The organism is Chryseobacterium sp. IHB B 17019 (genome assembly GCF_001456155.1).
Classification (GTDB): domain Bacteria; phylum Bacteroidota; class Bacteroidia; order Flavobacteriales; family Weeksellaceae; genus Chryseobacterium.
The window spans coordinates 2,117,891-2,130,751 of the sequence record NZ_CP013293.1 but is presented as its reverse complement, the minus strand read 5'-3'; the positions used below and the strand labels follow the sequence as shown (position 1 = coordinate 2,130,751).

General features: G+C 35.4%; 10 protein-coding genes. 3 read left to right on the top strand and 7 right to left on the bottom strand.

The features are described 5' to 3' along the window. Positions 1 to 439 precede the first annotated feature (439 nt). Together ATE47_RS09835 and ATE47_RS09830 are read left to right on the top strand one after the other, a co-directional pair. Positions 440 to 1,255, top strand: a complete 816-nt coding sequence (locus ATE47_RS09835; RefSeq protein WP_150114812.1) for a hypothetical protein — start codon at positions 440 to 442, stop codon at positions 1,253 to 1,255. 217 nt (positions 1,256 to 1,472) lie between these two features. Beyond that, positions 1,473 to 2,747 (top strand): DUF6624 domain-containing protein, encoded by a 1,275-nt coding sequence (locus tag ATE47_RS09830; protein ID WP_062161802.1) that lies wholly within the window; start codon positions 1,473 to 1,475, stop codon positions 2,745 to 2,747. Positions 2,748 to 2,894: 147 nt separating this feature from the next. Here the strand turns inward: ATE47_RS09830 and ATE47_RS09825 are convergent, their stop codons facing one another. The 4 genes from ATE47_RS09825 to ATE47_RS09810 all read right to left on the bottom strand — a co-directional run bounded on the left by ATE47_RS09825 (position 2,895) and on the right by ATE47_RS09810 (position 9,616). After that, the gene (locus tag ATE47_RS09825) at positions 2,895 to 4,781 is read right to left on the bottom strand and encodes a hypothetical protein (protein WP_062161801.1); all 1,887 of its coding nucleotides are present in this window, start codon (positions 4,779 to 4,781) and stop codon (positions 2,895 to 2,897) included. 12 nt (positions 4,782 to 4,793) lie between these two features. Beyond that, entirely contained in the window at positions 4,794 to 5,708 is a 915-nt protein-coding gene (locus ATE47_RS09820) for a T9SS type A sorting domain-containing protein (RefSeq protein WP_062161800.1), read from the bottom strand. Between the two features lie 250 nt (positions 5,709 to 5,958). Beyond that, complete coding sequence (locus ATE47_RS09815; RefSeq protein WP_062161799.1) at positions 5,959 to 6,687, bottom strand: LytR/AlgR family response regulator transcription factor; 729 nt, start codon at positions 6,685 to 6,687, stop codon at positions 5,959 to 5,961. Next, entirely contained in the window at positions 6,656 to 9,616 is a 2,961-nt protein-coding gene (locus ATE47_RS09810) for a sensor histidine kinase (RefSeq protein WP_082632561.1), read from the bottom strand. Before ATE47_RS09810 ends, ATE47_RS09815 begins: the two co-directional genes overlap by 32 nt. Before the next feature lie 263 nt (positions 9,617 to 9,879). On the opposite strand from ATE47_RS09810, the gene ATE47_RS09805 reads away from it, so the two are divergent. Next, positions 9,880 to 10,242 (top strand): nuclear transport factor 2 family protein, encoded by a 363-nt coding sequence (locus ATE47_RS09805; RefSeq protein WP_062161797.1) that lies wholly within the window; start codon positions 9,880 to 9,882, stop codon positions 10,240 to 10,242. Between the two features lie 39 nt (positions 10,243 to 10,281). Here ATE47_RS09805 and ATE47_RS09800 read toward each other — a convergent pair whose 3' ends face one another. The 3 genes from ATE47_RS09800 to ATE47_RS09790 all read right to left on the bottom strand — a co-directional run bounded on the left by ATE47_RS09800 (position 10,282) and on the right by ATE47_RS09790 (position 12,688). Next, entirely contained in the window at positions 10,282 to 10,773 is a 492-nt protein-coding gene (locus ATE47_RS09800; protein ID WP_062161796.1) for a cupin domain-containing protein, read from the bottom strand. A gap of 90 nt (positions 10,774 to 10,863) precedes the next feature. Continuing rightward, a complete protein-coding gene (locus ATE47_RS09795; protein ID WP_062161795.1) occupies positions 10,864 to 11,625 on the bottom strand; it encodes a lipopolysaccharide kinase InaA family protein in 762 nt (253 codons plus the stop codon). 1 nt (position 11,626) lies between these two features. Further along, positions 11,627 to 12,688 (bottom strand): glycosyltransferase family 9 protein, encoded by a 1,062-nt coding sequence (locus ATE47_RS09790; protein WP_062161794.1) that lies wholly within the window; start codon positions 12,686 to 12,688, stop codon positions 11,627 to 11,629. Positions 12,689 to 12,861 lie beyond the last annotated feature (173 nt).

Below are 12,861 nucleotides of genomic sequence, written 5' to 3'. Positions count from 1 at the left end.
ATCATTTTCCGAAAAAACTGACTTTGAACGAAGCTCCAGCTAGTTCCAAAATCTTACAACCTATTACTCAAAATCATTTTTTTCTTGTAATATTCTTATTAGAATAGAATAGGTCTTCATTTGTTCAAGATCGTTCAATAAATACAGTATGAATTAGAATTTACTATTCAATCAGTTGAAAATCAATAACATTATAAACTAAAATAACTATCCGTTTTCAGGAAAATGACAAGGTATTAGCTTTCTGCATAACATTATGAAAACTACTTTTGTGGTCTTTAGCAGAAATCTTTCAAAATGAATTACAAATTTATTCATATCAAATCTAGTTTTTTGTTTGCTATCCATCCTTTAGAAGCTTATTAATCTGATTTTCGCAACAAATAAAATTTCAGCTTAATATAAATAAGAGTATAATTAATTAGTTTTTAAAATTATTATGAAAAACAACATCCTCCTTTTAATGTTTCTGATTGCAGGAAATGCGTTTGTAACAGGTCAGGTTGGTATTCTGACTTCCAACCCACAAGGCCCTTTACACATCGATGGTGCAAAAGATAATCCTACTACAGGAACTCCAACGGCCATTCAGCAGACAAATGATGTAATAATAACTCCTGAAGGACGTTTAGGTGTAGGTACTATTGCTCCGGATTCCTCATCTTCTGTTGAGGTTAATACAACCAGCAAGGGATTTCTTCCTCCACGTATGACTAATACACAAAGAGATGCTATCGCTTTACCGGCAACGGGATTAATGATTTATTCTATTACCAGCAAATGTCTGCAGACAAATATTGGAACCCCTGCCGCTCCAAATTGGGGATGTGTAGCAGTACAAGGCAGTACGGGTGCTGCGGTTGTACAGGTAAATTCTTATACTCCTAATACACCAGCTGGATCTGCAGCAAGCGAAACCTGTCTTGGGAGTATCTGTGTAAGACACAATGGTACCGTAAATGAGGGAAGTATTTTGCTAAGAAGTAATACAGGTGCCTCAATTCCTAATTCAAGTGTAGCAGGATTTCAAGTTGCTACCAGCGGGATCAATCAAGGTGATACTGAAATTGTAAATTTGACTACAACCTATACCCAATTCTATAGGGGAGGCGCCAGTGCTGGTGAATTTATCAACTATCAGGTATGCACAGGTACTGGTGAAAATTATAGGATTTTTTTGACAATGGTGGCATCGGTATTTAATCCAGGTGCAGGAAACGGAATGTATCTTTTAAATCTTGAAAGAATTAGATAGTACAACAAAAATATTAAATCATTAAAGAGTTCTCCGGAATAATGATATAATTTGAAAAGAAGATGTAAGAGGAGAATTAAAATAATAGAGCTTATACTGTAAGCTCTATTATTTTTTTAATGAAATATTCAGATATTTATATGCTCAGAACGTACGTATAGATATGGTTTTAACTTAAATCAAACCTATTTATATAAAAATTAATTAACTTAGGTACATGAAATATCTGATGTGTCTTTTCATAGCTATCGTGTTGAATATAAATGCTTTTGCACAGTCAAATCTCTCCGCAGAAGCAGAGCTTGCAAGAGCAAGCCTGTACCATCTTCAAAAAGATTATGGCAAGGCGATCCCGAGCTACGAAGCGGCCTTTAAAGTCAGAACTCCGGATGCATCTAATGCCTATAAAGCAGCGGGAGTTTATGCTCTCAGTGGAAATGCAAAAAGATCGGGATATTACCTACAATTAGCCTTAGATAATGGCTGGACAGAATCTCTTTGGTTAATGATTGATCCTTATTTTGAGTACATAAAAAATTCAGATCCGTTAATGTGGAATACACTTGTGGCAAAAGCCGTAAAGAAAGAAAGGGAGTATGAAAAGAAACTTAAAAATCCTGCCTTGAGGCGAAAAATAAACCTGATGGTAATTTCAGACCAACAGCTTCGGTATAAGAAAGTACAGACTAAAGATGCAAAAGAATTAGAGAAAATTGATCAGGATATTAGAGAATCGGATCAAAAAAACTGGCTTGAAGCAAAAAATATCGTCGGAACTTATGGATGGCCAAAGCTTTCAGACATAGGTAAGGACGGGCAGAATAATCTTTGGCTCATTGTGCAGCATGCAGACCATGATGTTTCCTTTCAAAGGAAAGTCCTGGAAAAAATGAAACCCTTGATCGAAAGCAAAGAAGTAAATCTGGAAAACTACGCATTTCTTTCTGACAGGGTTCTTTGCAATCTGAATTATTTACAAGAATATGGCACGCAGGTAAACTGGACTTCAAATGGAATGGCGAGTAGCTTTCGTGATATTAATCAGGAGTGGAATACGAATCAGGAAAGGAAAAAAATTGGATTGCCAAGCTTAGAAATTTATGCTCTTAGCTACGGTTTTGCCTACAAGACGCCGACAAAGCAGGAATATATTCAGGCTCGTAAACAGATAAAGGACACTGTAAAGGCATTGATTAATACAGCAAAAGCAGCCTATAAAGCTGGCGATTTTCAACGCACTTATGATAGCTATAACTCAGCTTCAACTTTTGCTGACGGCATGACCGACGAGGAAAGCCTGGAAGCAGCTAAACTTTTTTCTAGAATAGCCACAAAAGTTAAGGATAACCAGAAGTATAAAGATATTTCGTTGGATTTTCTGAATCTGCTTAATTTAAGAAACAAACTTGATAAAATATCTCTTCAAAAGATGCCTGAATTCGAAGTAATTCATCAGGATTCAAGATGGATGATGCTCTTTGAGACTAAATAGGGGATTGCAGAATCCTTTAATTTAGAATTTTGCTGTGATGCTGAGTTTATAAAACTTTTATGCTAAATTAATGAAGAAAGATAAAGAGACAAGCACTAAAAAAAGCCCGACACAGAATGCCGGGCTTAAAAATGTAAATTAATATAATTATTGAATAAAGCTTACATCTCCTTGATAATTTTGTGTTCCACTGCAATTGGTCAACTTTAATTTCCACATATATACTCCCGGAATATTAACGTAGGGGCCAGGATTGCCATTCGCATCAGGCGTGTATCTGCCGTCCCATCTGATCTGCCCATTATAAAACCCTAAACATGTTGTTTCATACTTGTAATAAACACGGGTTCCCCAACGATCATATACACTAAGCTCGTAGGCATAAGCATTGTACGCAGGAACAGCATATTGATTCATTAATGTATTATAAATTACAAACGGATTGCTAACAGTCATTCCAGTAGGTATAAATAAACCTGGAAAGGCTCCGGTAAAAACAGGTGGTTTCACTGTTGCAGTTTGGCTTCCACAAACACTGGTTACTGTCACGGTATAAGTATTGTTTCCAGTAACGGAAGAAGTATCGGATGTGCTGCCTGTACTCCAGGAATACTGAATGCTGTTGACAGCTTGTTGCATATGGAAGCTGTAATCTGAACCAAGCTCAGCTTCACTGCCGCAAAGCTTGATCCATGGATCAAACCTAACCGTGCCTGATCCCGTACAATTATTATAGGTTACACAGGCGAAAGCTCCCCTTACATTTTGAATAGCAGTAACATAAACCCATTGCTGGTTTTTGCAGCCATTATATTCATACACAATACGGTACTTTGTACTCCTTGTAGGAGTTACTGAAATCGTGTTAGTAGAAATGAACGGACCACCTATAGTTGATCCAGACCACGAGATAGTCCCATTACCGATAAAATTGCCGGTTTCATCATACCATTTATAGTTGGTTGCTGTACCATTGCCTGCAAAGGTAACGTTAGCTTTTAATGCAACGCTTGATCCGCAACAGATAACTTTATTGCTCGTATTGATGGGAGGATAATCAATTTTAACGATTTTATAGGTTTCTACCCAATTGCTGCCACAATTACGAACCTTAAGTGTAACTTTATAATAATGACCATTCTGTAAATTAGGTATAGCGGATTGTAGGTTAAAACTACCAACGAGTCCGGTTTGTATTATTGCCAAAGGAGGACTTCCAATCGGGTTACCGGAAGCATCACATTCCTGGGCCATCCAAAAATATTGAGTTTCATTTACAGTCCTGCTGCCACTAAAAAGAATCTGGTCATCAATATTGCAGACCACAGAAGGTCCGGTGATAACAGGTGTGGGAGGAACCGGTTTACAAAGCGCATCAATATAAGCATAACCAAAATGGCCACCATCTGTACAATCAGCCGTTGCAAAGTAGATGGTAAGTTGCTGTCCGATATATTGAGAAGGGATGTTAACGCACTGTGTTTGCCATTCCTTATAAGAAAGGTTATCTCCCATATAAGTCATTGACCGAAGAAAAGGATCAAATATGTTATTATTGCCGTTAACTTTGTAAGGAGTTCCTATCAGATTGCCTGGTGCTGTACTGCTGGCAAGATCATTAGTTGTACTGATCCAAAAACTAAAAAAACCATTAATTGAAGATTCAGAATGAGCACCTTGTAAAACTAAAGCATACATAAAGGATAAAGAACTTCCAGCTGTAAAAGTATATGACATAATTTCTGCCCCTCTTTGAGCTGTCGTGTTTCCCAGTTTGAAAGAATAGTTACCTTCTCCCACCATTGGGATGGCCGCTCCAACTACCGGATCATTACCAGCAGTCACAACTGCATGTTGAACAGGGGATAAACCAGCGGTAAAAGTTGACAAATTCAGTGTACCGGTTGTATTGTTGCCAACATAAGTCTGCCAGTTGCTCAAATTGTTTAATTCTGCATCACCATTTGGGCACTGTGCATTAATATATGTTAAGCCTAATAATATATAGGATAAAAGTAAAATTAATTTTCTCATGATTTTCAGGATTTATTGAACAATTAGTTTTTGAGTAACGGGTGACTGCCCTTGTACATTGAACTGAAGCAGATAGTTACCGGCAGGAAGATTGATATTATGCTGAACTGTGTGTTTTCCGCTTCCGACCTGTTTATTACGGAACACAGTATCTGCAATACGGCCATTCATATCCATAATCTGCAGGCTTGCTTCACCATTTTTTTCAACCTGATACGTAATGCTGATCATATGTCTAGCCGGATTAGGCGCCACAACCATCGGGAAAGCAGCGGACTGCTTTTCTACGGTCACGATTTTATATTCAGATTTCAAAAATCCGATGGTTCTGTCGATATAGTATACTGTAGCAACGTTGTTGCCCTGTTCATCACGAAAAAGATAATATGTATTGTCATAAAGGTAATCACTGTCTATATTCTTATCCCGCAATGTGTATCGGTCGAGGATCTCATAAACAGTAAGATTGTCACGTGTAAGCCCATCAAGAAGAATCTTTTTATTATCATAACGGGTGACCTGAGTATTGTGCCCTGTTGGAGCTTTTCTTGTAAGGTTATCATTTAGAAAAAGATCCGCAGAAAAATAATCCTGGTTGGCCATTACCGCTTTTACTTCATTGGCGTGAAGGTCAATCATAACTGAACTGGATGATTGATTCTTAGTAAAATTAGAAATATCACTTCGTTCCTTACTATACAAAGAGGTGATTACGTTTGAGGGTGTCTCATGTGAAGGCTCGACGGTTTTTACCTGCGCTTTTGCATGAGAATAAAATAAAGTGATGGCAGTGACGAGAAAAGACCGAGTAATTTTTTTTAAACATCTCTGTTTACCACCCATGGATAAACGGAAAGTTTCATCTGTTGCAGCTGAATCCAATAAAACAAAATGTTTTATAATAATTTCACAGTTGTTTGTTTTCATAGTATTAAATAATTTGTGAAATTAAATGTATCAAACAATTAAGCTGTGCACCAGTATAAACGATTAAATGGTGCCTCTCAGCTAGTAAATGCATTGTTTTTTCTCATAAGTGTGATTAAGTCACAGGTGTTTTTAAAGTTTAGAACTGCAATTTGTTGAATGTTATTTAGCATTGGAAACCATGATAGTACAAACCAGCAAGTGTTTACTTTCGGCGCGTAAGTGTAAAAATCCAGTAATAAGTGTCTGGTTAGTCCCGGTATTCTATCCGGAGCAGGAAATCGTTCTTTTTTCGCACAGATACTTCCAAAACAGAATTATCCGTCATCACCACCTGGCCGCCTTTTCCTTTCATATACTCTTTTAGATGAGAAAGATTAATTAAATGCTTATGATGGATCCTGAAAAAATTATATTCCAGAAGATGTTTTTCAAAATCAGAAAGTGTCTTGGATATCAGAATTTTTGTTTTATTATTAAGATGAAAAATTGTGTAGTTGGAATCTGCTTCACAATGAACAATATCAGCAATATCAATTAATGTAAAGCCCTGAGCAGTCGGTAAGGCAATTTTATTCTGTCCCGGATTGTTTATTAAAGCTTTTGTTTTTTTGATATTCTCCAATGCCTTGTTGACGGCAGTTACGAAATCTATTTTTTTAATAGGCTTTAAAAGATAGTCTGTCGCTCCGTTTTTAATCGCCTGAATGGCAAAGTTTTCAAAAGCGGTAATGAAAATAATTTCAGACTGAATCTCTTTAAATTTCGAAAGAAGGTCAAAGGCGTTACCATCCTTCAGCTGAATATCCAGAAAAAGAATATCGGGTGAATTTTTGGTGAGGAATATATACGCATCTTCCACACTTGCCGCCTGGAAGGCTATTTGGATCTCCGGAAACTCATTTTGCAGTAAGAGGGAAATGTAATCTCTGCCGTCCTGTTCGTCATCAATGATGCAGGCCTGTATTTTTGTTCTCATAGGGTGAAATGTATAGTTTTATCTGTGTTCCATGTGTTTTTTCAGAAAGGCTGTTGATTTCCAGAACAACGTTGGTATCAAAGAGCTGTTTGAAAGTATCGATCCTTTTTTGGGAAAGCTTAACCCCGAATGAATTATTTTTCGCCAGTGTTTCCTGTTTATTTTGAATTCCCACACCATTATCCTCAATAGCAATGGAAAGTGTAGAATCTGAGTAATCAAAATAAATATCAATTTTTCCTTTTCGGTCTTTAAGGCTGGGAATACCGTGTTTTATGGCATTTTCTACGAACGGCTGCACAAGCAGGGAAGGTATCTGCCATTCCGGATTTACACTTTCCGAAATGGTAATTGTATATTCGAGCTGATCTTTTAAGCGTAATTTTTCCATGTTCAGGTAAAGGGAAAGATATTCTGTCTCTTCTTTCACCGACATAAATGTTTTTTCGGAATAATGTAAAGTTTTCCTGATCATTTGAGAAAAAATATCCAGATAGTTTTCCGTTTCTTTATAATCTTTTTTATAGAGGAGAAACTGGATAGAATTGAGGCAGTTATAGATAAAATGTGGATTTATTTGTGCTTTAATGGCCTGCAGCTCAAGTTCTGCTATTTTCTTTTCGTGGATGATTTTCTTTAATTTTTTGTCCCGTTGTTTTTGAAGCGATATATTTATTAAAAATACTATTGGTAGAATCATCAGCAAAGCAGCCAATACCTTAAACCACCATGTCTGCCAGAAACGGGGCTTAATCTCGATAGGAACTGAGCTATACGTATACGATTGTTTTCCGCCATGACCTAATCCGAAAACTTTAAAAATATATTTCCCCGGAGGTAAAGAATTATATATAATTTCTGAAGAATTACTGATGTTCCAGTTGTCATTAAGGCCTTCCATTTTGTATCTGTAGGTTATTTTTCCCTGAGAAGTAAAATCCGGAAAGCTCAGATTAAATATAATATCATTATGCGGAGTCTCGGTTATCAGATTTTTGGTGATATCAAAATATTCCCGGGCTCCCATGATTACGGAATTGATGATTACTTTTTTATTAATAAACTTTTGCTGGGTCAATAGTTCTTTAATTGATAAAATGCCCAATCCATTGGATGTTCCTATATACAAAGTATCTTTTTTGATCACGCATCCGGCTACTTTATCAGATGGGAGGCCGTCTGTTTGGGTAAACAGGTTGATTTTAGGTTTATTTTTTGTGAGTTCGATCCTTATCAGTCCGGTATTGGTACTGGCCCAGAGTATATTAGGTTTTTCAAGATCTATTTTTTTTATTTGGTTTGTGGCCAATCCGTCTGCTTGAGTTATCTGCTGAAGGATTTTATGGTTATTGAATATTACAATTCCGTGGAGGTTGGTAGCGCCGGCGTATAAATTGTCTTTCAATTTTTTTAGATCGGTGAAATAATAGCCTTCCAGGAACAATTTCTTTTGCTTATTTTTTGCATTTACCTTATACAAATCTTTGAAAGTTCCTACAAACAGGCTGTCAGTCTGATAAGGCAATGCAGTGTAGCATCTTTCATTAAACAGGGTTCCGACAATTTGTTTCGATTGAAAATTATAGCGGCTTAGATTAGAATTGTTGCAGATAAGCACCTCATTATTGAGATAGGGGACAATATTTTTAATATTAAAAATTTGTAAAGTTTTGGGCGCAAATGATTTAAAACTAGAAAGATCCATTTGAGATACCCTTTGGGTCTGTCCAAAAAGAACAGTTTTGTTATTGGCATAGATTGCTCTGTGTTCATTTTTTTGAGAATGGTCCAAGACAAATTCTGTATATTTTTTATTTGGAGAATAGATGGCTGCTTTGGAGATGTTATAGCCAAGAAATACCGAATTGGAATTTGCAGCAATGCTCGTGATATTGGCAGTATTTTTTATATCAGAAAAATAGTTGATATAATTGGCGAAAAATTTTTGAGAAATAAAAAACAGACCGTTATCCCGGGAGGAAAACCACATGTTTTTGTCCGTGTCTATTAAAATATCATTGATTACATAGTCCTGAAGAAACAAATAAGGTTTCTTTGAGGGAGAAAAATTTGAAATCGGCTGATTAAAAAATAATATACCACCACTGTTTAAGCCTACTAAAAGCCTTTCATCATCATCAATATAAATACTGTGAACATTATTCTCTTTTTTTAGTTCTATGGTATGTATTTTCCTGAAAGTATTAGCCTCGAGGCGATATAAAAAAATCCTATTCCCCTTTTTGTTTACCGAAATGAGAATATTTTTTTCCATCTGGATGGGCCATTCTTCTTTGTCTGTGTCGATATTAAAAATTTGCTCTTTTTTTGTTAGAATATTATAAGAGAAAATTTTATTGTTATTATCTCTTAAAATTAGCTCTTGAGAGTTTATATCAAAATTAATGAGACGAAGCTGGTCTTTTGGAGAATTGAAATACAAAGGAATTGATTGTACCTTATCATTTTTATATTTGTAAATACGGCTAAAATCGGTAGTATTAAAAATAAAAGATTCATCTCTTTTCTTATTGTAAAAAGCATCAAAACCGCCGGCTCCGGTTTTTATTTTACGCAGCTCCGGATCTGTGTTTGTATTATAAATCACTCCTTTTTCTAAGTAAGCAATATTATTAAGGAAAGGAATTATGAAAATTTTGTTTTTTAATGGTAAAACGCTTAATACTTCTATATTTTTCAGTCCCTGTTTAGCATTATAATTTTTAAATTCAACCCCATCAAATCTGAAAAAACCATTATCACTGCCTATCCAGATAAATCCATCATCATCCTGGACCATACAATAGGTAACCGCACAATTCAGCCCATCTTCCTGATTATAGTTGATCATTCCCGGAATCTGAGAAAAGTACAACGGTTGGAAGAAAATTATAAATAAAATAATAGTGAAATGGCGAATATTTTTCATATTTGATGTTACAATAATAATCTTTTTTACATTAATAATTCTGTTTGATGTGATATAAAACTTAATTGATTTAAATATACTAGACTTTCTTTATGAATTGTACCTATTGTTTCATCTTTTTACCCCGAAAAATTGATGAGCCTTTCTGAAAAATATTAATTAAAAATAATAGAATGTTTAAAAATTTTTGTATCCGCTGAAGTTATTGATATAGGTCATCGTTTTCAATGATGGATTAGCCGAAATTAGCTTAAAAATAAAATATGGCTGATATCATACAATTAATGGAAAAAAATTTGGTCGAAGTATGGAACCAAAGAGACCCTGCGCTGCGATTGGAAGCAATAAAGTCTTTATACACAGAAAATGCAGTTTTGAATGAAATGGGGCAGGAAATAATTGGATATGAAGCAATTAACAGGCAGGTTGACAATCTCTTAAAAAGTTTCCCAGAAGAATTCAAATTTACACTACAGAATCCTGTGAGCTATAATAAGGATATGGGGAGACTTTCCTGGACGCTTGGAGAAAAGGGAAAAGATGCAGTTCAAAATGGGATGGATATAGCAATTTTTGAAGGTAACCGTATCAAATCTCTGTATGTTTTTCTGGAAAAGAAGGAATAGAGTAGAACGGGTATAATTTTTAGGTTAAATTAATGAAAATTAATCCAGATAATCCTGAGGATAAATAGTTTGATGATATTCTTCGTCCAGTTGTTTTAGAAGTGCTTTCCGTTCATCTGTCATTTCAGGGATAGGTGGAAATTCTCCCATTACTGTTGGTGTGCCTATTGTTTCGAACAATTTTTCAAGTCCGGCCGGCATTACTGTACAAAGCAGTTTTACGATGGATTGGGAATTATTTTTAAAACAGTGGACGGCACCACCCAAAGGAATATTTACAAAACCTCCCTTACCTATAACTTTTTTACCTGCTTCTGTCTTAAATTCTATTTCTCCCTCCACAACATAAAAAGTTTCCTGTATAAACGGGTGGGAATGAGGTGGCGGACCGCCTCCGGGAGGAACAATCATCTCAATCACGGCAAAATTATTGTCTGTTTCTTCACCTCGAACAACAATTCGATAGTTTCCTCCCGCAACACCCAAAAACTGCCCTTCCTGACCAGTATGTATTTTTATATCTTTTTCCATAATATGTAATGTTTCCAGGTTTTACTGCCGAACTGAAAGATGACAAGCCTTGCTCTGATATATAGGCCAGATCAAATATGAGAATTAAAATTAAATTTTTATCACTTTTTTATAAAGCTTTAATACTTTTTTTATTCTGCGTTTTACAAGCATTCGTTGGGTTGCCTGATTTATTTTTTCTAAGCAATATTCTGCGGAAGCTCCTTCCAATGAAGCATATTCGGTAGCGATAGTTTTGATTATTTCCGGATCATTGGTCAGTCTTGCAAAATTTTTAAGGCGTTTGTCTAGTTCAATCTTTTCATAAAAATTCATTCTGTTGAGATCAACCAGGTAGATACAATAATCATCGCCTTCTTTTTTTATTAAAAAATTACCCGGAGAATTGTCAAGAAATACAATGCCGTTGTTGTGCAGGCGGTGCATCATTGCGGTATATTCTTTAATAATTCTTTCCCGGTCTGAAAACGAATTATCAGCGAGAATATCAGCCAAGGTGCGTGAGTTTTCTAATTGTTCGCTTATGTAATAACTGGAGGTTAAGCCAATAAAATCATGATTTTCAATGTAAGCAATGGGTTTTGGAGTGTAAAAATTCTTGCTTATCAACATGTGAGCATACTCAAAAGACCTTCTGGCTTTAGACTTCCGGTAAAACTTGTAAACATGCCTGTTGATAATATTATGCTGTTTAAATGATTTAAAATTTACTTTAAAACCATCAAGATCAAAAAATTTAATAATATTTCTGGTGCCATTTCCTATCAATGTACCGTCATTTTTAAATTTGTTTAAAATCAGTATTATATCATCTTTGTATTGCGACAAACCATCAGCAAAGGTCAGTTTCATATTAATTATTTAAAATGTAAGGTTGTTTCAAATTCTCACGGATCAGGCTCATAATGCCCTCATTATCTACCTTTTGAGTATTGACGGAAAAGCTCCTGTTGTTGTAGGGTCTGTATTCATTTTCATTTGTCACCGAAAACAGGCCGATAGTGGGGGTTCCCGAGGCGCTCGCAAGGTGCATGACACCATTGTCTGCAGAAATAAACAGCACGGAACCGGCAATAAACCCGCCCATTTCACGGATATCAGTACTGTAAAATGACGGAATTGTAAAATTTAATTTTGAGATATTCTCTACCGGCAAAAGCTCAATAATATTGTAATCCGGAAAAGTCTGTTCCAATTTCTTGTAAAATTCCATCCACCATTCTTCAGAATAGCATTTATCGCCTGTGGCATTGGTATAAAGACAAATTGTTTCTTTATCATTTTTTACAAGATCGGCCAATTTCTTTTTGCCGTCTTCGAGTTCTGCTTTATCTAATTTAAGATCCAGAGACGGGACTTTAGCTGTGTTTTCAGACATTCCGAGTTTTGTGAGATATTCTCTCAGGTTGTAAATGGAATTTTTCGCATTATGCTGATAATCTGTATGTTTTGAAGCCGTATTTTCATCAAAATCTCCAAACATTTTGTATTTTGAATTCGCGAAAAGGGTTGATAATCTGCCGGATGAAGATCCATAACTGGCGTTAATCACCAGGTCGTATTTTTTTGTTTTAATAATTCCCCAGCCTTGTATGTATTTAAATAAATTTTTAAATGGCTTTTTAGGAAGCTGAATGGTCCGGTCGATATTCGTGTAGTTTTTGAAAATTGTAGGCGTTATTCCGCCTTTTACAAATAGGTCAATTTTACTATCCGGAAAAGTGGCGATTACTTCCTGAACCAGGGGAGTGAGTAATAATAAGTTACCTAATCTGTGATTGGGCCTGGAAATCAGTATTTTCTTTATTACCAGATCTTTCTGGTGATCTACTTCTGCATCTGATTTTCCAATGTTTTTAGTCAGATTTCGCATGATAGATCTTCTGACACTATTTATACTCTTATGAATTTTCATGAATTGTATATTTTCAAAGCTTACAATCCATAAAAGTATTCTATATCACTGAATTTTATTCTGTTTTTTAATCATAACTGTTTATTATTTTCATAGATAAAAGTAATGAAAATGATGCACGACATATCGTATTATTAACCGATTTTATTGCAAATCATGGATTGTTAAAAGAA